Annotated in this window: 25 protein-coding genes and 2 pseudogenes; 22 read left to right on the top strand and 5 right to left on the bottom strand. The window is 49.5% G+C overall.

What is annotated here, in order from left to right; all coding sequences use genetic code 11:
* The first annotated feature begins 192 nt into the window (after positions 1 to 192).
* From B1A75_RS16920 to B1A75_RS16885, 8 genes are all read left to right on the top strand, one after another.
* Positions 193 to 579 (top strand): hypothetical protein, encoded by a 387-nt coding sequence (locus B1A75_RS16920; protein ID WP_239691182.1) that lies wholly within the window; start codon positions 193 to 195, stop codon positions 577 to 579.
* Positions 580 to 660: 81 nt separating this feature from the next.
* Positions 661 to 1,440 carry an ABC transporter permease gene (locus B1A75_RS16915; protein WP_074043025.1) on the top strand — a complete coding sequence of 260 codons (780 nt, stop codon included), beginning with the start codon at positions 661 to 663 and terminating at the stop codon, positions 1,438 to 1,440.
* Positions 1,433 to 2,929 (top strand): permease, encoded by a 1,497-nt coding sequence (locus B1A75_RS16910; RefSeq protein ID WP_074043024.1) that lies wholly within the window; start codon positions 1,433 to 1,435, stop codon positions 2,927 to 2,929. The genes B1A75_RS16915 and B1A75_RS16910 overlap by 8 nt, the downstream gene beginning before the upstream one ends.
* Positions 2,930 to 2,944: 15 nt before the next feature.
* Positions 2,945 to 3,586, top strand: coding sequence for an ABC transporter ATP-binding protein (locus B1A75_RS16905; RefSeq protein ID WP_074043023.1), 642 nt, complete (start codon positions 2,945 to 2,947; stop codon positions 3,584 to 3,586).
* A gap of 152 nt (positions 3,587 to 3,738) precedes the next feature.
* Positions 3,739 to 5,721 (top strand): hypothetical protein, encoded by a 1,983-nt coding sequence (locus tag B1A75_RS16900; RefSeq protein WP_074043022.1) that lies wholly within the window; start codon positions 3,739 to 3,741, stop codon positions 5,719 to 5,721.
* 25 nt (positions 5,722 to 5,746) lie between these two features.
* Positions 5,747 to 6,400 (top strand): ABC transporter ATP-binding protein, encoded by a 654-nt coding sequence (locus tag B1A75_RS16895; RefSeq protein ID WP_074043021.1) that lies wholly within the window; start codon positions 5,747 to 5,749, stop codon positions 6,398 to 6,400.
* Positions 6,401 to 6,421: 21 nt separating this feature from the next.
* Positions 6,422 to 6,790 (top strand): hypothetical protein, encoded by a 369-nt coding sequence (locus B1A75_RS16890; protein ID WP_013146110.1) that lies wholly within the window; start codon positions 6,422 to 6,424, stop codon positions 6,788 to 6,790.
* A gap of 89 nt (positions 6,791 to 6,879) precedes the next feature.
* Positions 6,880 to 7,998 carry a TIGR04053 family radical SAM/SPASM domain-containing protein gene (locus B1A75_RS16885; protein ID WP_074043020.1) on the top strand — a complete coding sequence of 373 codons (1,119 nt, stop codon included), beginning with the start codon at positions 6,880 to 6,882 and terminating at the stop codon, positions 7,996 to 7,998.
* A gap of 371 nt (positions 7,999 to 8,369) precedes the next feature.
* Here the strand turns inward: B1A75_RS16885 and B1A75_RS16880 are convergent, their stop codons facing one another.
* Together B1A75_RS16880 and B1A75_RS16875 are read right to left on the bottom strand one after the other, a co-directional pair.
* Positions 8,370 to 9,119: an anti-sigma factor gene (locus B1A75_RS16880; protein WP_176202437.1), complete on the bottom strand. Its 750-nt coding sequence runs from the start codon at positions 9,117 to 9,119 to the stop codon at positions 8,370 to 8,372.
* Positions 9,109 to 9,690, bottom strand: a complete 582-nt coding sequence (locus B1A75_RS16875; protein ID WP_074043018.1) for a sigma-70 family RNA polymerase sigma factor — start codon at positions 9,688 to 9,690, stop codon at positions 9,109 to 9,111. Before B1A75_RS16875 ends, B1A75_RS16880 begins: the two co-directional genes overlap by 11 nt.
* A gap of 134 nt (positions 9,691 to 9,824) precedes the next feature.
* Here B1A75_RS16875 and B1A75_RS16870 point away from each other — a divergent pair, with 134 nt between their 5' ends.
* The 5 genes and pseudogenes from B1A75_RS16870 (at position 9,825) to B1A75_RS16855 (ending at position 15,783) form a co-directional block, all read left to right on the top strand.
* The gene (locus B1A75_RS16870) at positions 9,825 to 10,991 is read left to right on the top strand and encodes a COG1470 family protein (RefSeq protein WP_074043897.1); all 1,167 of its coding nucleotides are present in this window, start codon (positions 9,825 to 9,827) and stop codon (positions 10,989 to 10,991) included.
* A gap of 2 nt (positions 10,992 to 10,993) precedes the next feature.
* Entirely contained in the window at positions 10,994 to 11,950 is a 957-nt protein-coding gene (locus B1A75_RS16865; RefSeq protein WP_074043898.1) for an ABC transporter ATP-binding protein, read from the top strand.
* Positions 11,937 to 13,016: an ABC transporter permease gene (locus tag B1A75_RS16860; protein ID WP_074043899.1), complete on the top strand. Its 1,080-nt coding sequence runs from the start codon at positions 11,937 to 11,939 to the stop codon at positions 13,014 to 13,016. The genes B1A75_RS16865 and B1A75_RS16860 overlap by 14 nt, the downstream gene beginning before the upstream one ends.
* 173 nt (positions 13,017 to 13,189) lie before the next feature.
* Positions 13,190 to 13,363: pseudogene (locus B1A75_RS19555) on the top strand (MFS transporter); the annotation flags it as partial.
* A gap of 176 nt (positions 13,364 to 13,539) precedes the next feature.
* On the top strand, positions 13,540 to 15,783 hold the full coding sequence (locus B1A75_RS16855) for a YcdB/YcdC domain-containing protein (protein WP_074043900.1): 2,244 nt from the start codon (positions 13,540 to 13,542) through the stop codon (positions 15,781 to 15,783).
* Between the two features lie 37 nt (positions 15,784 to 15,820).
* Here the strand turns inward: B1A75_RS16855 and B1A75_RS16850 are convergent, their stop codons facing one another.
* Positions 15,821 to 16,531, bottom strand: coding sequence for a Crp/Fnr family transcriptional regulator (locus B1A75_RS16850; protein WP_139761756.1), 711 nt, complete (start codon positions 16,529 to 16,531; stop codon positions 15,821 to 15,823).
* A gap of 223 nt (positions 16,532 to 16,754) precedes the next feature.
* Here B1A75_RS16850 and modB point away from each other — a divergent pair, with 223 nt between their 5' ends.
* Both modB and moaA read left to right on the top strand, forming a co-directional pair.
* Positions 16,755 to 17,417 carry a molybdate ABC transporter permease subunit gene (modB, locus tag B1A75_RS16845; RefSeq protein ID WP_079936566.1) on the top strand — a complete coding sequence of 221 codons (663 nt, stop codon included), beginning with the start codon at positions 16,755 to 16,757 and terminating at the stop codon, positions 17,415 to 17,417.
* A 55-nt stretch (positions 17,418 to 17,472) separates the two neighbouring features.
* A complete protein-coding gene (gene moaA / locus B1A75_RS16840; RefSeq protein ID WP_079936570.1) occupies positions 17,473 to 18,498 on the top strand; it encodes a GTP 3',8-cyclase MoaA in 1,026 nt (341 codons plus the stop codon).
* Between the two features lie 86 nt (positions 18,499 to 18,584).
* On the opposite strand, the gene ric is transcribed toward moaA, so the two are convergent.
* Positions 18,585 to 19,292 carry an iron-sulfur cluster repair di-iron protein gene (ric, locus tag B1A75_RS16835; protein ID WP_079936565.1) on the bottom strand — a complete coding sequence of 236 codons (708 nt, stop codon included), beginning with the start codon at positions 19,290 to 19,292 and terminating at the stop codon, positions 18,585 to 18,587.
* Positions 19,293 to 19,493: 201 nt separating this feature from the next.
* Between ric and B1A75_RS16830 the strand changes: the two genes are divergently transcribed.
* From B1A75_RS16830 to B1A75_RS20065, 7 genes are all read left to right on the top strand, one after another.
* Positions 19,494 to 19,661 carry a hypothetical protein gene (locus B1A75_RS16830; RefSeq protein WP_239691250.1) on the top strand — a complete coding sequence of 56 codons (168 nt, stop codon included), beginning with the start codon at positions 19,494 to 19,496 and terminating at the stop codon, positions 19,659 to 19,661.
* 64 nt (positions 19,662 to 19,725) lie between these two features.
* Positions 19,726 to 20,985, top strand: a complete 1,260-nt coding sequence (locus tag B1A75_RS16825) for a molybdopterin molybdotransferase MoeA (protein WP_079936564.1) — start codon at positions 19,726 to 19,728, stop codon at positions 20,983 to 20,985.
* Positions 20,982 to 21,482 carry a molybdopterin-guanine dinucleotide biosynthesis protein B gene (mobB, locus tag B1A75_RS16820; RefSeq protein WP_079936563.1) on the top strand — a complete coding sequence of 167 codons (501 nt, stop codon included), beginning with the start codon at positions 20,982 to 20,984 and terminating at the stop codon, positions 21,480 to 21,482. The genes B1A75_RS16825 and mobB overlap by 4 nt, the downstream gene beginning before the upstream one ends.
* Positions 21,479 to 21,946 (top strand): molybdenum cofactor biosynthesis protein MoaE, encoded by a 468-nt coding sequence (locus B1A75_RS16815; RefSeq protein ID WP_033027975.1) that lies wholly within the window; start codon positions 21,479 to 21,481, stop codon positions 21,944 to 21,946. The genes mobB and B1A75_RS16815 overlap by 4 nt, the downstream gene beginning before the upstream one ends.
* Complete coding sequence (gene moaD / locus B1A75_RS16810; protein ID WP_079936562.1) at positions 21,943 to 22,173, top strand: molybdopterin converting factor subunit 1; 231 nt, start codon at positions 21,943 to 21,945, stop codon at positions 22,171 to 22,173. Before B1A75_RS16815 ends, moaD begins: the two co-directional genes overlap by 4 nt.
* A gap of 5 nt (positions 22,174 to 22,178) precedes the next feature.
* On the top strand, positions 22,179 to 22,907 hold the full coding sequence (locus B1A75_RS16805) for a YwiC-like family protein (protein WP_079936561.1): 729 nt from the start codon (positions 22,179 to 22,181) through the stop codon (positions 22,905 to 22,907).
* A gap of 327 nt (positions 22,908 to 23,234) precedes the next feature.
* Positions 23,235 to 24,065 carry a hypothetical protein gene (locus tag B1A75_RS20065; protein ID WP_176202436.1) on the top strand — a complete coding sequence of 277 codons (831 nt, stop codon included), beginning with the start codon at positions 23,235 to 23,237 and terminating at the stop codon, positions 24,063 to 24,065.
* A 217-nt stretch (positions 24,066 to 24,282) separates the two neighbouring features.
* Here the strand turns inward: B1A75_RS20065 and B1A75_RS20415 are convergent.
* Positions 24,283 to 24,437 (bottom strand): annotated as a pseudogene (locus tag B1A75_RS20415) (DDE-type integrase/transposase/recombinase); the annotation flags it as partial.

The raw sequence follows: 24,437 nt of genomic DNA, 5'->3' as shown, positions 1-24,437 counted from the left end.
GATCCATGAGGCCATTTCTCTCAACTTCATTCGTTAAAATTTTACAATAAAGATCAATCTCTGTAAACGAAATTTCAAAAAATAGGTATTTTCCGCAATGAAATTTGTGGAAAATACGGATGTTTTTTTAATTTTATTTTGGTACAGTAAGGGTAAAGCCGGCCGGTTATCTTTGAAATAATGAGGAGGACTATGTTAAAAATGAAAAAGAAATTTGCTGTGCTTACTTTAGCTGCAGGACTTCTTGCCGCAGGAGGCGTGGCTCAGGCTGGAACAACGTATGATGATTATGACGTTATTGTCCCAGGGTTCAATGATAATGCGTTTACTCCTCAACAAACCAAATCGACTACCGGCGCATCAGCTGATTTGAAAGTATCTATACTTGGAAAAGCACTGGATGCAAGAGTGCATTCTTATAGCGGGGGAACTGGACCTTGGGTTCGTATTGCCACGGTTGGGGGTCCATTCAAACTGCCTAATTCGATCAAATCAGGCAAGGATGCGAGAGTTGAGTTTAGTTCGGATATTACTCAATTGGTAGACGTAAGGGTAAAAGGGGAGTGGAGAAGCAATTGATTCATCATGAGAATGGGCCAAACCGTTTGGATGGTCCATTCTCTTTAAATATGAAAACGAGTCTGGGAAAGGGTGTAAAAAATGTTGGGCCATCAAGTGAAAGTTGAATTCATCAGAGTCTTTACCTGGCGTCAATGTATGGTTTGGGCTGCATTAGTGTTGGTCCTGCCTGCCATCCAATTTATGTTGATAAAGGATCATTACCTTTACTATAGACAATTGGATCTTTTTCTGCGTTTGAATTCGAATTTTGTGCCGCTGCTTTTTCCGATCATCATGGTTCTCGTGTATGCGATTTCTTTTCCAAGTGAACAGAAAAATCATTTTATTCCATATGTACGTATCCGCATCCCTTTGACGACTTACTTCTTTAGCAAATTGATCGTCAATGCGATCCTGTCTTTTTTGCTCGCCTTTTTGATCGTATTCGTCCCTTTTGTATTTTCTATGTATATTGAACCTTATTTAGGAATTGTTCGTTTATATCCAACAGATGGCAATCCTATCCCTTATACAACGTTTGAGCAGCTGCTTGCCCTTGGCACGTTGCCATATGGAATTCTTTACTCACTATGGGTAGGGCTGAATGGAATGATGTATGCGACAATGGGATTGTTGCTCGTCATGATTTTAGAGAAGCCTTTTGTAGGGTTTTCCATTCCGTTTGTCTATTACTTGTTGGGAAATTTTATTACGCAAGTTTTTGGATATGATCAATTTTCCCCTACTTATACGATTTTTCCTTTTAGTATACAACAACAACCTTTATGGACAGTATTCGTGCCATTTATCGTCTTATGTTTCGTTGTGATTCTATTGATATTCTATCTAAAGGAAAGGTTGCATAAGCATCATGACTAGGACAGTAAAGAATAAATGGAAGGATTTTGTAAATGAATTGCTGACATTCAAGTGGATTCTCTTTGGAGCAGTTATTTACATATATGGATTAAGAGCGAAAGAGCATATGTATGTTGCTTCGTTTCAAACAAAACTATTGTTGAATAAATGGGATTTGTTACATAGCTTCTTCGGTAATATTTACCTTATTTTGTATTTCATTTTACCCGTTTTTCTATATCGTTCTATTTCGATTATTATATCTGATTTTGATTATACGGTTTTGATACGATTTGGTTCTTATCGAAGTTGGGTGTATGCAACATTAGTTCGATTTATTCAAAGCCTCAGCATATCCATGATCGTTTGGGGAGCAGTGAGCGGAGTTTTGTCAATCGGTGCTCCTTCTTTCGCTGGCTGGAGTCCGTTTAGTAAGCTGGATGGTTCTTTAAGTGAAACGCAAATATTGCAAAAATTTATAGACAGCCCCTTTTTAGCATTGTTGTTGCATTTTGCGTTGCTAATTCTAAGTGTTAGCTGCATTCACCTTATTTTGGCCATCATTTATGTAAAATGGAAAAAAAGGGGTATTATCGTATTTACTGCGATTCTTATATGGGTATATGGAGGAGTGTCATTTAAACTTCTTCCTCACCATTCCTTATTCAATTTATGCAATTACTTGATTTTGCATTCGGGAGCTGTACAGTTCGGAAATATATGGGGATCTTTTACAATGGTCACAGGATTGATGATCCTGCTTATATGGATGGTCAATCGACTAGATTTGAACATGAAAGGATATAGCTGGAGGTATGTCGTTTTCATTGCCTTGATTGTCATGGCATTATGGTCCGGTATGCGAGAAAAAGCAGGAGAAACTATTTGGGACCAATTTCTTTTCATGTTTATAGGTGGTTCCAATCAAGCGTTCTATTTCAAGTCGTTTTTATGTTATTGGGTTCTGTATTTTGGATTCATCTATTGGGTCCAATTGTACTTGCAGAAGGAATTGTCGGAAATGGGGTATTACAAGCTTTTGCGTTATCAGTCTATCACCCGATGGTTTTGGAGATGGTATCATAAGATCATGTTATATATTGGATTATATTTATTCGCCTTAGCATTGCTTGCTTTATTCATTTCTTCTTTGAAGCGTTTCTCTTTTGACTTCTATGTTTCGATTGATCGCTCGGTCACGTTGCTTGAAGTGTTTTATCATTTTTTTGTCAATGGCTATCTTCAAATTTCATTTTATGTACTATTTGTGTTTCTTATTTCTTGGTTGAGTAAAGAAACGTTTTATAGTTTAGTGGGGCTCGCCATACTTTCATTCTTTATGTTACCGGGTCTTAATAATTGGGGGATAGTTCCATCCGGATTGAATAGCATGGCGTATTTATTCGCAGATTACTCGGTTTATCGCATAAGCATAGTTCTATCTTTATGGAATGTTTTAGAGATTGTTTTCTTGCTGTATGTCTTTCATAAACAAGATCTTGATTTCTAAAAAGGAGTGAGGAAGTTGTCGCATATCCTACTGAGTCAAGTCAGTAAATCTTTTAAAGGAGCAACAATTTTTGAAAACGTGAATTTTGCAGTGGAAAAGGGGAAAATTTATGGAATTATTGGTCCTAACGGTTCAGGAAAGTCCGTATTATTTAAACTAATATGCGGATTTATGTTCCCTGATCACGGCAGCGTGATCGTGGACGGGGAAGAGCTGGGTGCCAATAAACGATTTCCCAGTAATTTTGGAATTATCATTGATCGGCCTGGGTATATAGCGGGAAAGACAGGGTTTGATAATCTAAAAGCATTGGCTCTCATTAGAAACAAAATCAATGATGACAAAATAAAGCAAACGATGAGGATGGTTGGTTTAAATCCGGAATCGACGCAAAAGGTAAAACATTACTCACTTGGAATGAAACAAAAGCTCGCCATTGCTCAAGCCATTATGGAAGATCAACAAACACTGATTTTAGATGAACCATTCAATGCTCTAGATGCTGACAGCGTTGAAACTATCCGCCATTTGCTTCGGAAATTTAGGGAAGAAGGGAGGACGATTTTGCTTACCAGCCATAATCAAGAGGATATTGATGTTCTTTGCGATGAAGTGTACAGAATCAACCGTTTTAAACTTGAAAAAGTGAAGGGATAGGCTCTTAATTTTCCATGGTCCGATGACGCCTATTATTATAGAATTTGCAAATAGTGAATCGGTTTGACGGGAAGCTTTTCTTTCACCCCTTCCCGAGCGGGATGGGGTCTTTCTCTTCCGGGGGATGATGGATTAGGGAAGGAATGAGGCTCATGCATAAAAAAATCGTGGTCGCTGTTTCCGCTGTGCAGTTTCTTCTCTTAGCTTTCGTAGCGATTGTTGTTTCGGATGTCCATGACCGCTTTTTTCCGGAACAGCTGGATGTGAAAGCGAAAGTGACATTGGATTTTAGCCAGTCTGATTTGCGTCAGGAAGATGTGTTTCAACAGTTGGGGGCGATGAGCGATCGATGGGAATTAGGATTGATGAAAATCGCGCCAGATTTACGGGGGGATCAGTCGGGACAGATCTTTGTTCAAGTGGGGGAGAAAGGGGATTTTCCAAAGAGAATTCAGCGTTTTGGCCATGAGCCAGATGCGGAGATCCGCGATCGCCGCGCGTTGGCCCATTCGTTTGCCAATGGCGATTATTTGGTGACAGGGAAAACCGATCATATAGACGAGTTGAAACATTGGCTGGCGTCGCATCGGGTCGATCAGAAGTGGAACGAAGAGACTCTGTTGACCATTCTCCAATTTTTGATCGTGCAAAGCGATTTTGGTGTGGCGCTGTTGGCTGTTTCGGCGCTGATGGTGTCATTAGCTTTATACTGGCTGGCGGTCAAAGCGAAAGGGCGCGCGTTGCGTGTGTTGGCGGGAGTTCCGACGTCGCGCATCCAATGCGAGGATTTCAGCCACTTTTTGCTGGCTATGGTTTTGGCCGCCGCTATATTGGACGTCTTGGCCGCTCTTTATGTCGGCTTTGTCTATGGATGGGGATTCGTGCCTTACTATAGTAAAGTGTTGCTTTTGGCTGAGGCGATGGTGATCTCTTTGACAATGGCTTGCGCGTTGATTTTTTCTGTTGCCTCATGGCCGAATCCAGAGATGTTGGCGATGCGCGAACCTGCTGTCAAGCGTTTGGCCAGAAGTTCGGCTGTATTGAAACTCGCTGTATTTGCTTTCGTCCTTTCCGCTGTCTCACCGGCGGTTTCAGCTTATACGAATGCTAGAAAAACAGCACAGGAACAAATCATGTGGAAGTCGTTGGCTGATCAAGCGGTGTTGGTGTTCCCGTCCCGTCCAGGAAGAGCGGGGGGAGCGGAAATCGAGCAGTTGTTTCAGATGTTGCAACCATCGGTGGGGGACATGGTTCGACAAGCGGAGGCCGACGATCGCGTAGTGTTATCGAAAGCGTGGACGGAAGACGATTTCGCCATCGATGGCATGACCATTGCGCCGTACCGTTACATGGTTATCGTGAATGAGCGATGGTTGGATATCGTTCGCAAAAAGAACAAAGGGCTATCTTTGGTTCCTCTTGCGCTGGAACAGATTCCAAAGGACGTGAGACAATTTGTCGAACTCTCCATCCCGTTATATGTAAGAAACCAGCAACAGGCTCAAGCCATATGGCATGAGGTCAAGATGTGTCGTTTGACCGGATCGTCCCCTTTTCCATTTGTCCGCTTTGGCGGACAGCTTGAGTTTGCCCGGCCGAAGGAGGTGTTATTGTTGGTTGCCCCTCATGTCCATTCATTATTCAATGACAACTTTTTGATCTCTGTCGCTTCTTCGTCGGAGTTGAGTTTTGTCGGACTAGAGGAAACACAGAAACTCGTATCTGAACGCGGCCTTCAGAACCGGATCCGCGTCAACTATATGGCGGAGGAAGGAATTTTGCGCGCGCAGCTTTATGCCTATTTCGTGTGGCTTAGAATTGGATCGATTGTTGGTCTTTTAGCGGCCTTGGCTATTGCCTCCGCCATTAGTGCGTTTATTATGGCTGTGTTAAAAGCAAAACGCGATTTTCCTCTTCGGCTTGCTGGGGCATCTTGGTGGGCGGTGTCGCGCGGGCGAATCGTGAAAGAGTGGGTGTTAGGGGGGATCGTGGTCATGCTGATTATGCTGTTGCAAGGAATAAACGGCTGGTTGCCGGTTTGTCTAACGGGGGCGCTTGTGCTGCTTGCTTTGCCGCTCGTACATATTGGTGCGGCAGCTTGGGTGTTTGCGAAAAACTCCCTGCGTCAGTTGTAGAAAGAAGGAGGAAGGCTTGACTGCCATGAGAATTGAGGCCGATCAAGTGACGATGATTATCAATGAGCGAACGATTATGGAGAACGAAAGTGTCGTATGCTCCCCTGGAGCCTTGACGGCGCTTGTTGGTCCAAGCGGAGCGGGCAAAACGACGCTTCTCCATGTGCTTGGATTGCTTTTGCGGCCGACAAGCGGTCGTGTATTGATTGATGGTGTCGATACAACGAGTTGGGGAGCGAAGCAGCGGCGGCTGTTTTGGAAACACCATGCGGCATTCATTCTCCAAGATTACGGAATTATTGAGGAAGAATCAGTTGCGTTTAATATCACGATGACTTCGAGTTTGTTTCGTTCGAAAGTTGTCGGCGATGAGGAGCGGGTGCGCAAAGTGTTATCGGAAACAGGGTTGGATGGAAGAGAACGAGAACTGGCCGCCCGTCTAAGTGGAGGCGAAAAGCGACGCTTGGCGATCGCACGCGCTCTCTATAAAGATGCACAAGTCATTTTGGCGGATGAGCCGACGGCTTCTCTTGATGAGGCCAATGGCGATCGCGTCATTGAGCTGCTTCAATTATTGGCGAAGCAAGGGAGAACGGTTATTGTCGCGACCCACGATGAGAAAATGATGCGAGCCGCCCATGCTGAGCATGCGCTAAAGGGAATGCGGCATGGCAGATGAGAAGAAAGGGGGCGAATCAAGATGACGAAAAAACGATGGTGGGGCATTGGCGTTGCCATTGTGTTGGTCGGCGGACTTTTAGTAGCGGGAGGGGGGATTGGTTTGTCGCTTATCCCGTTCCCAGGCAAACAGGACGTTGCTCGTCCTGAATGCGGAAAACTGCCGAGCCGATCGGAAGTCAGAGAGGCGTTGAGTCAGCATCGGGATCTCGCAGCTCGCTTGGAGCGCGTAGGAAAGGGAGTAAGCGTGAAGGTGGAGGCGCCGTGCGGAGATCAAGCGGATGAAGCGCTCATCCGCATTGTTTATCATACAAAGGAGGAACGGGATGCAGTTTCCTCCATTTTGGCTGACCACAGTTTCGGGGTTCCAGTTGAGCTAATCGAAAGATAAGATGGAATTAGCGTTGAGGTCTAAATGTGATCCATATCACATAACGCGCCTGAATGTTGCGGTACAATGGAGGCCAAGGAGGGAATTGGATGCGCGATTTCAATGAAAACCCGTTTATCGTCATTTGGGAGTTGACAAGGGCGTGCCAACTCAAGTGCCTTCATTGCCGCGCCGAAGCGCAATACCATCGCGATCCGCGCGAGTTGACGTTTGAGGAAGGGAAAAAACTGATCGATGAGATTTACGAGATGGATCAGCCGATGCTCGTCTTTACGGGCGGCGATCCGCTCATGCGCCCGGATGTGTACGATTTGGCGAAGTACGCGATTGACAAAGGATTGCGCGTGTCGATGACGCCGAGCGCGACGCCGAATGTGACGAAAGAGGCGATCCGCAAGGCAAAAGAGATCGGCCTGTCGCGTTGGGCGTTCAGCCTTGATGGCCCGAACGCCGAGATTCACGACCATTTCCGCGGCACGAGCGGCTCGTTTGCTCTCACGATCCGTGCGATTCAATACTTGCATGAACTCGACATTCCCGTGCAAATCAACACCGTCATTTCGCGGTACAACGTTCATGTGCTTGATGAAATGGTGGCGTTGGTGGAGAAGCTGAAATGCGTCCTTTGGAGCGTCTTTTTCCTTGTGCCGACAGGCAGGGGGAAGGAGGAGGACATGATTTCCCCCATCGAGCATGAGCGGGTGTTTCGCTGGTTGTATGAAACGAGCAAGCGCGTTCCGTTTGATATCAAAACGACGGCGGGCCAGCATTACCGCCGCGTCGTGCTGCAGGCGAAAATGCGCGAAGGAAAAACGGCAAAAGGAGGCATCCGCTACGAAGACGTTTTGAACAAAGGGTTGATCGGGCAAGTTGACGGGCTCGGCCGCGCGCCGAAAGGAGTAAACGACGGCAACGGCTTCGTCTTTATCTCCCATATCGGCGACGTCTATCCGAGCGGGCTGCTGCCGGTCAAAGCAGGGAACGTCCGGGAAACGCCGCTTGCTGACATTTACCGGTACTCGCCGATTTTCCAAGACTTGCGCAATCCGGACAAATATAAAGGAAAATGCGGCGTCTGCGAGTTCCGATATGTGTGCGGCGGCTCACGCTCGCGGGCGTACGCGGTGACGGGGGACTATTTGGAAAGCGAGCCGTATTGCATTTACATTCCGAAAGCGTGGCGGACAAAAGAGCGAAGTCAGTGCTAGGCACGGAAGGCTGCTTTTGTACAACGGCGGTTGCGTGACAGACGGGCTTTTCTTCAGGCAGTGTCTAGAAGGCTGGTGATTTAACAGAAAATGCCGTTGAATCACGCCGCTTCTCAAATTGAGAAAGCTTATACATGTTGCACTTCTCACAACTCAAGAATCATCGGTTTAGGGGAAAATGGTTGTTTTTCACCACCCTTCTAGACGTTGGCGGCTTGTTTGAACAATGGGGGAATAAGGGATGCGGCGCGACAACAGTTTTTTCGTTCGCGAAAGCTTTTTTGCGGCGATCATCGATTTGGGGAAATGGCCGTTTTTCTTACACGCAAGGGGAAGGAGCGGACGCCTTCCCCGTTTTTATTGTTGAAAGATCATTCGTGGTCCAAATCGACAATAAATGTCTCCGGCCCGGTCGGCGCCGCGCTTCCTCCCTTTGGTTCGAGGCTCGCTTTAATTTGCTTGAACTGTTTGACATCCTCGCCGGTGATCAAAATGCGCGCCGCTCCGTGGCGGATCGTCAACAGTTCCCCTTTGACCTCGTTGTTGGTGTAAATGATCCACAATTGATAATCGCGAGTCGCAAACGGCGGCAACCCTTCAATTTCCATCAGCATTTCCTTCGTATCGTCATTGAGCCAAATCGTGCCGTCCATCTGTTGAAAGAGCGCCGATGGTTCAATCGGAATTTGTTTCGTTTTGGGATTATGGATGATTCGCTCGATCGGAATGTCGGTATTTTGTTCGACAATCTGGTATCGATATGGCTCATCCGATCCGTCATGGGAAACGGCCGGCCTGTCGTTCGAAGCGGAAAGGCGCAAAGCGAAAAGGAAGACGGCCAAAGCCGCACCGATCAGCCCGCCTGCCATGCGGAGACCGCGCCGCATCCGCTTTGTTTGTTTTTGCGCTTCTGCTTGGGCCCAAATTCGCTCTTTATGAGAAAGGGGGGGTGCTTCATATTGGGCTTCCTCCTTAAGCCCGACGCTTTTCCACGCTTCAAGCAAGCGTTGGCATTCAAGGCACTGCTTTAGATGGTTGGACACGTCTTCTTTTTCTTGCTCTGGCAGCATGCCTAACAGCCAGTCCACGATTTTTGCTTCCGAAATATGGCTATGCTTCATGCTGTTCTTCACCTCTGCCAGCCTCCATCCAGTGGAACAGCTCTTTTTGTTTCCGCAAATTGCGCAAGCCGTAGCGGATGAGCGACTTGACGGAGCCTAACGGTTTGTTCATCGCGGCGGCGATTTCCCGCTGTGTTTCCCCATGAAAGTAAAAGTGAATGATGGCTTGCCGCTGCTCCTCGGGGAGATGGGTTAAAGCGTCTATGATGACTTGTTGTTCCAGTTGGCGGAGAAAATCAAATTCCGCCCCCTTTTCTTTTAAAGCCGCTTCTTCAAGGCGGTTCACTAACAGATCCCGTTTCTTGCGCAGGCGGTCGAGCGACCGGCTTTTCGTTTTCACGGCAAGAAAGGCTTGAACGCTTCCCCGCTTCGGATCAAATTGGTGCGGTTTTTGCAAGATTTCGAGAAACACATCGTGGCTGACATCTTCCGCCTCCACCTCGTCGCCGACGATCCGAAGAGCGATATGATAGACCATCGGAGCGTATTTTTCGTAAAAACGGTCAAAGGCGGCGCGCGAGCCTTCGGCGATCTTCTCGAGCAGTTCCATGTCTTCCCGTCGATCTTCCATCTTTCCCACCTCCCGACACATGCTTGATGGAATTGTTGCCCCTACTGCATCTATTCTACAATTTCATTTTTCTCCTGCAAAACAAATCCATTGATCCATTTCTGGCGTATACGAAGTGAAAACAGAAGGAGGGAGTGAACGTCGTGCGAAGCAGGGTCATCATGATGTTCGCCATGATCTTGACACTCTTTTCGCTTCTTCTTCCGATCCGCCCGGCATCGGCGGCAAGCGATGTTGTTCTCTTCACGCCATACACCGGGCTTTCCGTGACGCCGGGGGAAACAATCGACTATACGGTCAATGTCATCAACAACGGTTCCAACATTGAAAACGTCACCTTCTCGTTTGACCACCTGCCGAAAGGATGGTCGACTTCGATTACCGCTGAGGGGAGAACGATTGAGCAGCTGTCCGTCCGAGGCGGAAAAGAAGAAGAGGTCACGTTGGAAGTGACCGTGCCGCTGGATGTCGACAAAGGGGATTACCGCTTTTGGCTCGTCGCGAAAGGGGAGAGTGGTTCATCGAAATTGCCGCTGCTTGTCCGCGTGACGGAACAAGGATCGTTTAAAACGGAACTGACGTCGGAACAAACGAACCTCGAGGGGCACGCGGATTCGAGCTTCACGTATGATGTCACGCTGAAAAACCGAACCGCCAAGACGCAAAATTACGCGTTAAGTTCGGCGGCGGAAAAAGGGTGGCAAGTCACGTTCAAATCGGAAGGCAATTCCGTTACGTCGGTGAAACTCGAGCCGAATGAATCAAGAGACATTACCGTAGAGGTCAAACCGCCGGAAAATGTGAAAGCGGGCACGTACAAAATCCCGATCAAAGCGCAAACGAGCGATACGTCGGCTGAGCTGACGTTAGAAGCGGTCATTACGGGCACGTATGCGCTCAAACTGACGACGCCGTCAGGAAACTTAAGCACCGATGTGACGGCGGGGCATGAACGGGTGATCGATCTTGTCGTCAAAAACACCGGAAGCGCTCCGCTTTTGAACATCAATATGACGGCTGACGCTCCGCCTGATTGGGAAGTGGAATTCGATCAAAGCACGATCGCCCAGCTGAACCCGGGCGATTCCAAAACAGTCAAGGCGAAAGTGAAAGCGTCGGATGAAGCGATCGCTGGGGATTATGTCGTCAACTTCCAGGCGCAAACGGCGGAAACGTCGGCGGAGGCGGCGTTTCGCGTCTCGGTCAAAACGTCGACCGTTTGGGGCGTGGTGGCGGTGTTGATCATTCTCGGGGTGGCCGGAGGGCTGTACTATTTGATCAAAACATACGGGAGGAGGTAAGCATGGCAGCACCTGCCGTCATCGAGCTTGACAACTTGTGCAAAACGTATGGCGACCATTGGGCGGTTGACCATTTGTCGCTTTCCATTCAAAAAGGGGAAATTTTTGGGCTTCTTGGCCCGAACGGGGCCGGAAAGACGACGACGATTTTGATGATGCTCGGGCTCACCGAGCCGACGTCCGGTATGGTTAGGGTATGCGGGATCGATCCAGTGCGAAATCCCATTGACGTCAAACGGAAAGTCGGGTACTTGCCGGATGATGTCGGCTTTTACCATCACATGACAGGCTTGGAGAACTTGCTGTATACGGCAGCGTTAAACGGCATTCCTCGCGCCGAGGCGGAAAAGCGAGCGTGGGAGCTGCTCGAGAAGGTGAATTTGACCGATGCGGCCCATAAAAAAGCGGGGAAATACTCGCGGGGAATGAGGCAGCGGCTCGGCTTGGCCGATGTGTTGATGAAGCGCCCGGAAGTGATCATTTTGGATGAGCCGACGTTGGGCATCGACCCTGAGGGAGTGCGCGAGCTGCTTCGGCTGATCCGCGATTTGAGCCGCCATGAAGGCATCACTGTCCTGCTGTCCTCGCACCAATTGCACCATGTGCAGCAAATTTGCGACCGGGTCGGTTTGTTCGTGGGCGGCCGATTGTTGGCCGAAGGGAATATGGAACGTCTGGCGCAACAGCTGTTTTTGCAGGATGCCTATGTCATCCATGTGGTCGCTTCACCGCTTGACGCTTCCTTACGGTCCAAAATCGAGGCGATTCCGGGCGTCAACAAAGTGGTGCAAACGGAAAATGGATTGGATGTGTATTGCCAAACGGATGTGAGCGCCGACATCAGCAAAACCATCATCCAATCGGGCGCTTCCTTGTTTCATCTGAGTCGCCGCAATTTCGGTCTCGATGAGATTTATCACCGCTATTTTGAAGGGAGGGATGTACGTGAAGGCCAGTAAGGAGGGGCGATGGGCAAACGATGTTTTTTCATATGTGAAAAGATGGAGCGAACGGCTGAAGGCGGGTGCGCTTGATGAGAAGAAACGGACAAGAGGGGCAAACAGCGCCTTTTCGGCCATTGTCAAAAAAGAACTGGCCGATTATTTGACGAGTTGGCGCATGATCATTTTAATCGCCCTCATCTTGCTCACTTGCTTCGGGTCGCTGTATACGGCGATGACGACGATCCGGGACGCGTTGGATTCCTCGGAAGAGGCCAAGGAAATCGCGAAAGGCGCCTACTTGTTTCTAAAATTATTCACCGTCTCGGACGGAACACTGCCTTCGTTTCTGACGTTTGTCAGCTTTCTCGGGCCGCTGCTCGGCATCTCTCTTGGATTTGACGCCATCAATTCGGAGCGGAACCGGGGAACGTTAAGCCGGCTCATGGCCCAGCCGATCCCGCGCGATTACGTGATCAACGGCAAGTTTGTCGCTGCGTTGTTGTTGAATGCCGTTTTGTTTCTTTCGCTCGGCCTGCTTGTGACGGCATTGGGCATTTTGGTCTTGGGGATTCCGCCTACTTTCGAAGAGTTTGCCCGCATTGTCTGCTTTTTGTTGTTATGCCTTGTGTATATCGCCTTTTGGCTGAATCTCGGCATTTTGTTTTCCGTCGTCTTCCGCCAAGCGGCGACATCCGCTTTGTCATCGATGGCCGTTTGGCTGTTTTTCAATCTTTTCTACTCGATGATCGTGGAAGTATTTGCGAAATCGTTTTTGCAGTCTGACGCCATTACGTCCGTCGAGCAGGCGGTCGGCCGTCAAGAGTTGGTGCTTGGCCTCATGAGATTGTCGCCGAGCTACTTGTTCAATGAATCAACGACCGCTTTGCTTTCGCCGGACGTCCGGACGTTAGGGATCGTCACGGTGGAACAAACGGCCGGCGCTGTTGCGGCCCCACTGCCGTTCTCGCAAAGTTTATTGCTCATTTGGCCGCAAGCGACCGCGTTGATTGCCGCCACCCTCGTCTGCTTTGCGATCGCCTATCTGTTGTTTATGAGGCAGGAGATACGGGCGAGTGGGTGAGGGAACAGGCCGTTTTCGACAAGCGGTTCGGGAGGGGCGCGTGTTCGTCCGAACGGCGTTCCTATGGTTTCATATGTGGAAAACGTTCTGCCGAATCATGTCCGTTCCTTTTGGGGGACGGACTTTTTCTTTTTCTGTATGTGACAAAACAATGACAGCGGCTTTGACAAAATGGCGGACTTGGCGGCTTTTTTCAGCCGATTGTCATGGGGATCATCAAAGATGCGACAGGTTCGTACGTGCTCGGTTTTCTGCTCCTTAGCTTGTTTACCCTTATCTGCTTCTTGCTGAACCGGCTCGTTTTTGGCAAAAAAGCCGGCGAACCGGCGAAACGGTGCGCGTCGTAAAGATCAATGTTATATCGAACAAGAAGAGGCGTGAATCACACATCAAAAGAGCGCTCGCTTACACGACGAGCGCTCTTAAATTTTCTTGATTTTTAAGAAACTTTGTGATGTGATGTTCGTCTAAATAAATGGATTGCATGACAAAATTTTCAATGATCGTAAAAAGGAGGGCTATGATGAACAAAGACTGGCTTTCGAAGTTCGTCGTCGCTGCTGTGCTTATTGCAAGCACAGGACCAATGACCGCCAAAGCGGCGGAAAAGGGAATCTATTTGCCGCCGCAGCAAAAGCTGTACCAACAAGCGGGCATCAACTCAACAGCAATTGATATGGAAGAGATAAAGATTTCGAAAGAACAAGCCATTGAAATTGCGAAAAAAACAATTCATATCGAAAAAGACTATAAATTTCAAGGAATTACTTTTTCGACACAATGGTATGGAAATCAACCTGTATGGCAAATGTCATGGTATAAAGAGGATAAAGGATATCACGGGATTTCTATAACGGTAAACGCCCAAACGGGAAATGTCGTAAATATTTATATTTATCATGACCAAGATGGCAACATGCCGTTTCCGCCGAAAGTGAGTTATGAGCAAGCAGTTGATGTGGCAAAGCAATACATTCAAAAAATGTATCCAGATAAACTGAAAGAACTTGTCATCGATGAACGATTGAAAAAACAGCAAAGCCGATTGCCGTATGGAGAACGGCGTTTTTATGCGATCCGTTTTTATCAGCTGGTGAATGATGTACCATACTACGACAACAATATCATGATCGCAATCGATGGAAATGGAGGGATTCGGAATTTTCAATATAATTGGAATGATGAAGTGACATTTGAAAAGAAGGAAAACATCATTTCTTTAGACGAAGCAAGAAAATTGCTAAAAGACCGAATGGAATTGGAGTTGCGCTACCAACCCGTCGGTTCGTCAAAGCAGTTTCCGAAATTGATTTACGTACCGAAAACGAATCCGTATGCCTATTATCAAGCCAACCTAAATGCTGTGATCGACGCTCATACAGGAAAATTTATTGATATGTATGGAAAACCGGTAGAGGAACCAGCGCCAATGGACGATAAGCCGTTAGCCGAAACGGCTGTTCCGCTGCCGCCTCGAAGCCAAGAATTAACGCAAAAAGAAGCAGTAGAAACCGTGAAACGAACAATGGAGCTGCCGGATTCGATTGAACTTGATTCCGTGAATTATGAAGATCGCGGGGACGCTTCTGCATGGGTGTTGAGTTTTAAAAATAGCAGGGAAGACAGCAACGTTATGTATGCAGAAATCAACGCAAAAACAGGAGAACTGACTCGATTTGAACGCAATGTAATGTACAAGGAATCGGAAGCAAACAAAAACCCGCAAGTGAACTATACGAAAGAACAGGCGCTGGAAATCGCGAAACGTTTGGTCAAACGAGCAGCTCCTGATAAAGTGGATCGTTTATATGCTACGGTGCCGCAGGAAGTGCGATATGATAACAAAACGCCTCCTCTCTTTTATGAAATCTATTTTTATCGAAAAGAAAACGGGATTCCCGTACAAGGGCAAGGGATCAGCGTGGCGGTTTCGGCAGAAACGGGGGAAATCATTCGCTTTTTTACCGAATGGAGCAACGGATCATTTCCATTGCCAAACAAGATCATTCCGTTAGAACAAGCGAAAGAAATGTATATCGAGGACAAAAAGCTTGCCTTAAGCTATTTTACGACCTTAACGATGAATGAAAAAAATAATCAGACAGCTGTTCTCGTTTATCAACCAACCCCGTCTTGGGAGGAAAAATATTTAGATGCTGTTGATGGGAAATGGAAAGATCTATCCACTGGAAGGGTAGTCGATGATCAAAATGTAGCAACAGATATAAAAGGACACAAACAAGAGCAGGCGTTGCAGGCCATGATTGATTACAACATATACGATGTAGAAAATGGGAAAGTATATCCAGATCGGATCGTGACGAAAGGCGAGTTTGTTGAGATTGTCATGAGAGCGATCGGCGATTACGGAATATGGTATAACGAAAATGCGTCGGCGCCATTCAAAGATGTAAAAAAAGAGGCAGCCTACTACCCGTATTTACAAAGAGCGGTTGACCGAAGAATCATTAAAATAGATGAAGAATATTTTCACCCGACAAGTCAGGTCACGCGAGAATTTGTCGCTGTGACTCTTGTCCGTGCTCTAGGGTATGATAAACTTGCTTCACAGAACGATTTGTTCCCGCTTTCGTTTAAAGATGCGGATAAGATTCAACATAAAGGCCATGTTGGATTGATTAGTAAATTGAAAATTATGCCAGGAACGAAGTCAAATGAATTTCAGCCCTCTTCTCCGTTAACACGGGCTGATTTAGCGGTGATTATTTATCGATTTATGAATAAGTATTCCGACCTTGCGAATTAGCCAATAGCGATGCGGTTTTTCCGCATCGCTGTTGCACTCATTCAATGCAACAAATATCCGCCGGACAGTCTTCGCATTGAATTTCCGTTTTCAAATAGTTTAAATCATGAACCGTAATTTTCCCCCGTTTTGTCGAGATGATCCCTTGTTGTTTTAATGCATTGAGCATCCGATTGACGCTTTCGCGCGTTGTGCCGCAAAAGTTGGCTAAATCTTGGTTTTTCAATGCGACATCGATGAAAATGCTTCCGTCCTCAAGCGGGAAGCCATAGCTGTTGCATAGGCGAATGAGCGTTGAATAAAGCGCTCCTTTTTTGCCGTTCATGATGAGATCCCGAAACTTCGTCTGCGTCCGCCGGGCATGCTTGCTCATCCAGCGCATATATTCAAGAGTAAGGGTCGGATTGATAAGCAGCTGCTGTTCCAGTTCCTCTTTGTTTACGACTGCCGCTTCGCCCGGTTCCACCACTTTGGCGGTCAGCAAGTAGCGTGCATCGTTCGTAAACAGCGTCAGCTCGCCGACGATTTCTCTGCTTCCGCAAATGCGGAAGCACATTTCTTTTCCGTCCGGGCAAATTTTGCTCACTTGCACTTTGCCGGAAAGAATCAAGTACAACTCATTGGCTGGCATGCCTTCCTGGAACAAAAACGAGTGCTTGCGTAACGGAATCACTTTTTTCGACGATTGCAGCAACGAACGCAGGTGGGAAAAATCGCGGTTCACCGCTTTGCGGCTTTCGCCGTTCATCATGGGCACCTCCATTTCTTCAGCTATGTTTATTGTAAAAAATATCATATTGGGGACAGAGTGAAAAAAATTACCGTTTGCCACTTTTTTGTGCACATCGTCACAATTTTTTCTAAACCTGATTTTCCCGATCGTATGATACAATCAATGTGAGCACGGTCACAGCGTTGGACCGCTCATTTCCGTATGATAAGGTGGAGATGAGACAGAGAAGGGTTGATCCATGACGGAGTTTTGGTCACCGGTTTGGTTATCGATAAACGTATCGCTTCTTGCCGGCGTGATCGTCGCAATCCTTGGAACAGCGGCAGCGAGGTGGATGGCGCGCCGCCGGTTTCGTGGGAAGACGATCGTTGAGACGGTGTTTATGCTGCCGTTGGTGCTGCCGCCGTCGGTTGTCGGTTTTTTGCTTGTTGTGCTGTTTGGGCGGCATAGCCCGATCGGACAGTTGATGGAAACGTGGTTTCACACAACGGTGCTGTTTACACCCGGCGCGGCGGTGATGGCGGCGGTTGTTGTGTCGTTTCCGCTCATGTACCAGGCGGCCAAAGCGGGTCTGGAAGCCGTTGATCCAACCATTGAAGGAGCGGCGCGCATCGACGGGGCGAATGAGCGCCAAGTGTTTTGGCATATTTCACTGCCGCTGGCCAGAAACGCCTTGTTGTCCGGGGCGGTGCTGTCGTTTGCCCGCAGCCTGGGGGAGTTTGGCGCGACGTTGATGTTTGCCGGGAATATTCCGGGAAAAACGCAAACGATCCCCACCGCTGTCTATATGGCGATGGAGTCGGGGCGGATGGAGTTGGCGTGGGCATGGGTGGCGGTCACCATTGGATTGTCATTTAGTTTGTTGTCCTGTGCGGCGAAACTAGGTCGTTTGCAACGATAGAGGAGCAGGCCGTTTGAACATCACGCGGCCCATGAAAGGGAAAGGAGGGAGCGCCATGGAAGAGCGCGACCGGGTGAAGATCACCGACCGCCTCGCCCGCCCGCTTCGCGATTTGCGGTTGTCGGTCACCGACCAATGCAATTTTCGCTGCGTCTATTGCATGCCTGCGGAAGTGTTCGGGCCGAATTTTCGCTTTTTGGATGAAGGGCAGTTGCTGACGGTTGAGGAAATGGCGCTTTTAGCGGAATGTTTTGTCGAACTTGGGGTCGAAAAAATCCGCCTGACCGGCGGCGAGCCGTTGCTTCGGCGCGACCTCGATGCGCTCATTGAGCGGCTGTCCGCGATCCCTGGCCTGCGCGATATTGGATTGACGACCAACGGCGTCCATTTAGTGAAATGGGCGAAACGGTTGAAAGCAGCCGGGTTGAAACGCGTCAACGTCAGCCTCGATGCGTTGGACGATGACATTTTCCGCAAAATGAACGGCATTGGCGTCGGCGCCGCTCCGGTGTTGAAAGGCATTGAAGCCGCCCTGGCGGCGGGGCTTGGAGTCAAAGTGAACATGGTCGTCAAAAAAGGATGGAACGACTCGCAAATCGTGCCGATGGCGGCTTACTTTAAAGACTTGGGCATTCCGCTCCGCTTTATTGAATTTATGGATGTCGGCACCACGAACGGCTGGGATTACTCCCATGTCGTGACGAAAAAAGAGATCTATGAACAAATCAACGCGATGCATCCGCTCGAGCCGGTCGAGAAAGAGTATTTCGGCGAGGTGGCGAACCGCTACCGGTACGCGGGCACGAACGTCGAAGTCGGCTTTATCGCCTCGGTGACGGAAACGTTTTGCCGGAGCTGCACAAGGGCGCGCATTTCCGCCGATGGCAAGCTGTATACGTGCCTGTTTGCTTCTGAGGGTGTGTCGTTGAAAGACAAACTGCGCGCCGGAGCGGGGAAAGAGGAGATCAAGGCCTTGATCACAACGGTCTGGGACCGACGGACGGACCGCTATTCCGAAGAACGGACGGCAGAAACGGCAAAACAACAGCGGAAAATTGAGATGTCGTATATTGGGGGATGAAAAAAACGGGAGCGCTCTTTCCATAGAAGAAGCGATCCCGTTTTTGGTTTATGTTTTCGGAAATGCGAATCGGCGTCTCTCTTCCTTTATTCCTTCACCGCCGCCAACACACGCGGGAAGAGGATGTTGTTTTCCAAATGGATGTGGGTGAACAAGTCGTCTTCAAGCGCGGCGAGCCGGCTGTAGACGAGCCGGTACGTGCCGCATGCGTCTTCCGGCGGGGTGAAGTCGTTTGTGATTTCACGAATTTCTTTAATCAAATCGCCGGCTGCGTCATGTTCATTGACCAGTTCGCGAACGGCCCGCTCGACCGCCTCCCGGTTTTCCGGCGACGGGTTGTCGGCAAATTGCAAAATGAGCGGGAACGCTCCCGTTTCCTCTTTAATGAGATGCTGCTCGAGTTCTGTTTTTAACTCATGAAACAGTTTATGCACCCGGGAAAGATGCGGATGGTGCATGCCGTGCACGCGCAATACTTTCGTGACATACGGGCTGAGCTGCGGCAGTTCCTCGTTCAAATAGCGGTGGTGCGTGTTGATGATATGATCGACCAAGTCGGCTAGCGGCGCTTCACTCCAATTTCCGGTCGGCTTGTTTTGCGCCTCCGCGTAAAGGGTGTTCAGCTCGCGAAGGAGCGCTTCCCCATCCAGCCCGCGTTCTTCGATGGCTTCTTTTAACGGGCGCTGTCCGCCGCAGCAAAAATCAATGCGATGCGCTTTCAACAAATCCGCTGCTTTCGGGAGTTTTGTGACAATATCGCCAATCAGCGATTGCTCAGTAAACCGCTGTTCCATTTTGGATCCCTCCATCGTCAAATCATTGCAGCTTCAGCATACCTTGTTTTCCGCGTCAACGTTGTGATGCATCTCACACAAGCAAAAACAAGCGGACAACAAGGGAATGTGATTGACATCACAACGGTGCTCTTCTTCTTTCCGGTAAAATAAAACAGACGAAATCAGCTGATCGATCGAGTCGAAAATCGGGCTCAAGACGTGCTAAACTATATTCAAGAACAATGCCGCTATGCGGATGAAGTGATGCAACAGCTCGAACAGTCCGCCGCTTTGTTTGGCGAAACGCGGGAGATGATTTTGCGGCATATTGCCGATGCTCGTGTTGTGGAGGAAAAGTTGGCGGACGGCATAAAACGGCTGCAATAATGGCAACAACGTTGAAAGAACGATATGGTTGCCGCCAGCCGTATGATCGAAAGGGGAGAGAGACATGGTCGAAAGACGAACCCCCATTCCTGTAGCGGAAGCGATCAATCGGGTGATGCGTTACGCTGGAAGAGGGGAAGAGGAGATCGTGCCGCTAAGGCAGTCGTACGGCCGCTATTTGGCGGAAGATTTGCGCGCCGACCATGACGTGCCGCCGTTTGACCGCTCGCCGTATGACGGATTTGCCATTCGCGCCGCCGACTCGGAAGGAGCGGGACTTGACCATCTGGTCGAGTTTGAAGTCATTGAAACGATCGGCGCCGGGCAAGTGGCGAAGCAGCCCGTCGGCCCGTTTCAAGCGGTGCGCCTGATGACCGGGGCGCAAATTCCCCAAGGATGCGATGCGGTCGTCATGCTGGAGCTCGCCAAACAGTACGAGCGGGATGGAAAAACGTATATGGCCATTAAACGCCCGTTCCGCCCTGGCGACAACATTTCGTTTCAAGGGGAAGATGCGAAAAAAGGGCAGCCGCTTGTCGAAAAAGGGACGCGCATCAATCCCGGGGTGGCGGCGCTGCTCGCGACGTTCGGCTACGCCGAAGTGAAGGTGGCGAAAAAGCCGCGGATTGGCATTTTTGCGACCGGAAGCGAACTGCTTGACGTCTCTGAACCGCTTGTGCCGGGAAAAATCCGCAACAGCAACGCCTACATGATTGAGGCGCAGGTGTTCAACAGTGGCGCCGAGCCGATTTATTTCGGCCAGCTCGCCGACGACCTCGATGCGTGTTTTCACGCTGTGCGCCAGGCGCTCGATCAAGTGGACATGCTCATTACGACCGGCGGCGTCTCGGTCGGGGATTTCGATTATTTGCCCGCCATTTACAAGCGGCTCGGAGCGAACGTGTTGTTTAACAAAATCGCCATGCGCCCGGGGAGCGTGACGACCGTCGCCGAGATTGATGGCAAGCTGCTGTTCGGTCTATCCGGAAACCCGTCGGCGTGCTACGTCGGGTATGAGCTGTTCGTCCGCCCGGTCGTGCGCACGCGGCTGTTTTCGGCCAAGCCGTATTTGAAAAAAGCGAAAGCCACCCTTGGCGCCGATTTTCCGAAGCCGAACCCGTTCACCCGCTTTGTGCGCAGCCGGGTCGAGGCGGTTGACGGTCGGCTTGTCGTGAAGCCGGTCGGCATGGACAAGTCGAACATCGTCACCTCGCTTGCCTTTGCGAACGCCTTGATGGTGCTGCCGGGCGGAACGAGAGGGTTTGCGGTTGGCGATGAGGTGGAAGTGTGGCTTCTTGATGACGATGAGGGGTCAAGCGAATGAACGTCTGGCAAGTCGTCGGCTATAAACATAGCGGCAAAACGACGTTGGTGGAAAAATGGGTGGCGGCCGCTGTCCGGGAAGGATGGCGCGTCGGGACGGTGAAGCACCACGGCCATGGCGGCGAGCCCGCGCGGCCGGAAGGCGTCGATTCCGTCCGCCATGAGCGGGCCGGGGCGGTGGCAACGGCGGTGGAAGGGGACGGGCTTTTGCAGCTTCATCTCCGCCGCCCGTTGTGGCGGTTGGATGATGTGTTGGCGCTCTATGCGCCGCTTCGGCTCGATTTTGTGTTGGTGGAGGGCTACAAACAAGAGCGGCACCCGAAAGTCGTGCTCGTCCGCACTTGGGAAGATTGGGCGTCGCTTCAGCACCTCGCCAACATTCGCGCCGTCATCGCCTGGGAGCCGCTCGAAGGGCCGCTAGCGCACCCGGTGTTTTCGCTGGCCGATGATGACGAATATATTCCATGGCTCATGAACGAGGTGAGAACACGAACATGACAGAACCGTTGTTTGCCATTACCGACCGGCCGATTTCGGTCGAGGATGTGATGAAAAAAGTGATGCGTCCGGAAGCGGGGGCGGTCGCTGTCTTTGCCGGCACGGTGCGCGAATGGACGAACGGCAAGCGGACGCTCTTTTTGCAATATGAGGCGTACGTGTCGATGGCCGAGAAAATGCTCGCGCAAATCGGGGCGGAAATTGCGGAGAAATGGCCAGGGGCGAAAACCGCCATCACCCACCGGATCGGGCGGCTTAAGATCGGCGACATCGCCGTCGTCATCGCTGTTTCCTCGCCGCACCGCGCCGAAGCGTATGAGGCGAACCGCTATGCCATTGAGCGGATCAAGCAAATCGTGCCGATTTGGAAAAAAGAGCAATGGGAGGACGGAAGCGCCTGGGTGGGCGACCAGCTTGAAACAACGGCGTATCCGTCCGGAAAACCGGAGGTGAAAGAGGAATGATCCGTCTTTTGTTTTTCGCCCATTTGGGTGAGCAAATCGGCGAGCGGGAAGTGACATGGCCGAATGTTCCGGAAACGGTGAAAAAACTGAAAGCCGAAGTGGAAGAGCGCTACGGCATCTCGCTTGGGCGCGTCATGACAGCGGTCAACGAGGAGTATGTCCGCGACGAAGCGCCGCTTCACGCCGGCGACACGGTCGCCTTTATTCCACCGGTAAGCGGAGGATGAGACGGATGGCGAGCAAAAGCAAATGGGTGATGCCAAAACAACACGGCGCCTGGGCGATGCTCATCATCCCGTTTTGGCTCGGGGCGTACGCCGGTGGGCTTTCGTGGATTCACGCGCCGCTCTTTGTCGCCTGGATCGCGCTCTATTTGGCGACGTATCCGCTCTTGATGGCGGTGAAAACGAAGCGGAAAGAGCCGTACGTGCCCGCCGCCGTCCGCTATGGCGCCATCGCCGCCGCGGCGCTTGCTGTCTCTCTTTGGCAGCAGCCGGCGCTTCTCTACTTCGGGCTTGCCATGGTGCCGTTTTTCTTGGTGAACACATACTACAGCAAGAAAAAGAACGATCGCGCCTTTTGGAATGATGTAGCCGCCATCGCGGCGTTTTGCATCGGCGGCCTCGCCGCCTTTTACGCCGGACGCGGGGCGTTGACGATCGAAGCGTTTGAACTCGCCCTGTTTTCCTTCCTCTTTTTCATCGGCAGCACGTTTTACGTAAAAACGATGATTCGCGAAAAGAAAAACGAGCGGTACAAATGGCTGTCATGGGGCTACCACGCCTTGTTGATCGTCGGCCTCATCGCCATCGGCGAGCCGTTCGCCGTTTTGGCCTATGCACCGAGCGTCATCCGCGCCGTCTATTTATACGGCAAGTCGCTGCCGATCATGAAACTGGGCATCTTGGAAATCGCCAACGCGGCGTACTTTTTCATCGCGATGATCGTGCTCTACTCTTGAGCGAACCCCCAAATGGGAGGCATCAATGACCGTTTGGGGTTTTTCTTTTGGTTAAGCGGCATTGCTTTTTATTGTACAAGCGTGATGTTAAATGGGCGTGAATTCCATGTAACGGTTTTGCAAAGGATCGTTTCAAAGGCTCACCTCCTCTTCTTCCATGCTCGTTCTCAAATGAAAAGAAGGGCAGCATTTCACCATTCGTTATAGGGTTGTATACGTTCCATCCCAAAGTCATGTCGAACTTTGTCTGTCGAAAACGGTGGATGGCAGGGAGGAGGAAAGATACAATTTTTTTGTAAAAGTAATGGAAATGGGGAAGGAGAGCATATGAGAAACATTCGTTTGCGACGATGGTTGGTTTGGATGGTCGTATGGGCTTTGATGATGTCAAGCATCCCGACAAAGGGATTCGCCGAAACGATCCAATCAGGAGTTGGCCGTGTGGCGCCAAAAGAGGAGCCGCCAAAGGTGCCGGAAGCCCCGAAACGTGATCTCAAGCCAGGGGAAATCATAGAAGAAAGAACTGAGAATACAAAGGTTTACTACAACGGTGATGGCACGTTTACCAAGAAGATCTACTTTGAACCTATTCATATTAAGAAAAAGAATCAAAAACGATTTGAGGAAGTATCTTCTAGCCTAACGGATAGTACCAATAATACGAATTACGTTGAAACAGAGAATACCATTTTGGAGACAAACTTTTATAAAAAGATGGTCGATGGAGAATACGCCAATTTCCATTACAATGGATATTCGATTTCCTATTCTATTTTAGAGGCAGCAGGTAATGACGTACAACCGATAAAAGCGAAGGATGTTACCGCCGTCTATAAGAAAAAAGACAACAAAATTCTTCACAAAAACATTTTTCCGAGCATAGACCTACAAAATATTACATTTAACGAGTCAACAAAAGAAGATTTGGTTCTTCATTCGTTTACTGGCTATCATATTTTCAAATTTCGTCTGAAAACGGATTTACAAGCAGACATTCAAGACGATGGCTCCATTTTATTGACAAATAAAAAACATGAAAAGGTGTTTGAGCTGCCGAAGCCGTTTATGGTGGATTCCAATGTCGATGAGCATTCTGGAGAAGCCCAACGGGGTAGCGTCAAAAGTTCTATGAAAACTCCACACAGATCATCCCATTGAGCATCGTGGGGCATGCGGAGGGCCGGATTCGCCCTTGACCAACACCCGCCAAAGGTGCGGAAGAGTCATCAAGGGCGACGGGGACAAAAAAGAAGGCAATAAGAAAGCCGCCCTTGCCATGACCGAATTTTACCTTTGGCGGTGTTCGGTTGGTCAAGGGTTCGCTTCGCCGAATCCGGCAGGAGTTCTGTTCAACGGGCTCCGGAGGACAAAAAAGTCAGGCCGCCTCTTGTTGGAGAAACGCTTGTGCCATGGCGATCAGCTTCGTCCACCGGGCCGGCATATGCGGAAGATCCGCCAGTTCCGGGATGACGACCGGCACCCGGCCTTCGATCGMGCTGTGTGGGCGCAGAAAGTTGAAATACGCCACAA

The sequence above is a fragment of the Geobacillus sp. LEMMY01 genome (genome assembly GCF_002042905.1).
In the GTDB taxonomy this organism is placed as follows: domain Bacteria; phylum Bacillota; class Bacilli; order Bacillales; family Anoxybacillaceae; genus Geobacillus; species Geobacillus proteiniphilus.
The sequence above is the reverse complement of the archived record's forward strand: the minus strand, read 5'-3'. Positions and strand labels throughout refer to the sequence as shown.

Excerpts from the sequence above, each read along its gene's own strand:
- B1A75_RS16920 (WP_239691182.1), top strand. The coding sequence starts at position 193 with ATGTTAAAAATGAAAAAGAAATTTGCTGTGCTTACTTTAGCTGCAGGA.
- B1A75_RS16915 (WP_074043025.1), top strand. The coding sequence starts at position 661 with ATGTTGGGCCATCAAGTGAAAGTTGAATTCATCAGAGTCTTTACCTGG.
- B1A75_RS16910 (WP_074043024.1), top strand. The coding sequence starts at position 1,433 with ATGACTAGGACAGTAAAGAATAAATGGAAGGATTTTGTAAATGAATTG.
- B1A75_RS16900 (WP_074043022.1), top strand. The coding sequence starts at position 3,739 with ATGCATAAAAAAATCGTGGTCGCTGTTTCCGCTGTGCAGTTTCTTCTC.
- B1A75_RS16895 (WP_074043021.1), top strand. The coding sequence starts at position 5,747 with ATGAGAATTGAGGCCGATCAAGTGACGATGATTATCAATGAGCGAACG.
- B1A75_RS16890 (WP_013146110.1), top strand. The coding sequence starts at position 6,422 with ATGACGAAAAAACGATGGTGGGGCATTGGCGTTGCCATTGTGTTGGTC.
- B1A75_RS16885 (WP_074043020.1), top strand. The coding sequence starts at position 6,880 with ATGCGCGATTTCAATGAAAACCCGTTTATCGTCATTTGGGAGTTGACA.
- B1A75_RS16880 (WP_176202437.1), bottom strand. The coding sequence starts at position 9,119 with ATGAAGCATAGCCATATTTCGGAAGCAAAAATCGTGGACTGGCTGTTA.
- B1A75_RS16875 (WP_074043018.1), bottom strand. The coding sequence starts at position 9,690 with ATGGAAGATCGACGGGAAGACATGGAACTGCTCGAGAAGATCGCCGAA.
- B1A75_RS16865 (WP_074043898.1), top strand. The coding sequence starts at position 10,994 with ATGGCAGCACCTGCCGTCATCGAGCTTGACAACTTGTGCAAAACGTAT.
- B1A75_RS16855 (WP_074043900.1), top strand. The coding sequence starts at position 13,540 with ATGAACAAAGACTGGCTTTCGAAGTTCGTCGTCGCTGCTGTGCTTATT.
- B1A75_RS16850 (WP_139761756.1), bottom strand. The coding sequence starts at position 16,531 with ATGAACGGCGAAAGCCGCAAAGCGGTGAACCGCGATTTTTCCCACCTG.
- modB (WP_079936566.1), top strand. The coding sequence starts at position 16,755 with ATGACGGAGTTTTGGTCACCGGTTTGGTTATCGATAAACGTATCGCTT.
- moaA (WP_079936570.1), top strand. The coding sequence starts at position 17,473 with ATGGAAGAGCGCGACCGGGTGAAGATCACCGACCGCCTCGCCCGCCCG.
- ric (WP_079936565.1), bottom strand. The coding sequence starts at position 19,292 with ATGGAACAGCGGTTTACTGAGCAATCGCTGATTGGCGATATTGTCACA.
- B1A75_RS16825 (WP_079936564.1), top strand. The coding sequence starts at position 19,726 with ATGGTCGAAAGACGAACCCCCATTCCTGTAGCGGAAGCGATCAATCGG.
- mobB (WP_079936563.1), top strand. The coding sequence starts at position 20,982 with ATGAACGTCTGGCAAGTCGTCGGCTATAAACATAGCGGCAAAACGACG.
- B1A75_RS16815 (WP_033027975.1), top strand. The coding sequence starts at position 21,479 with ATGACAGAACCGTTGTTTGCCATTACCGACCGGCCGATTTCGGTCGAG.
- moaD (WP_079936562.1), top strand. The coding sequence starts at position 21,943 with ATGATCCGTCTTTTGTTTTTCGCCCATTTGGGTGAGCAAATCGGCGAG.
- B1A75_RS16805 (WP_079936561.1), top strand. The coding sequence starts at position 22,179 with ATGGCGAGCAAAAGCAAATGGGTGATGCCAAAACAACACGGCGCCTGG.
- B1A75_RS20065 (WP_176202436.1), top strand. The coding sequence starts at position 23,235 with ATGAGAAACATTCGTTTGCGACGATGGTTGGTTTGGATGGTCGTATGG.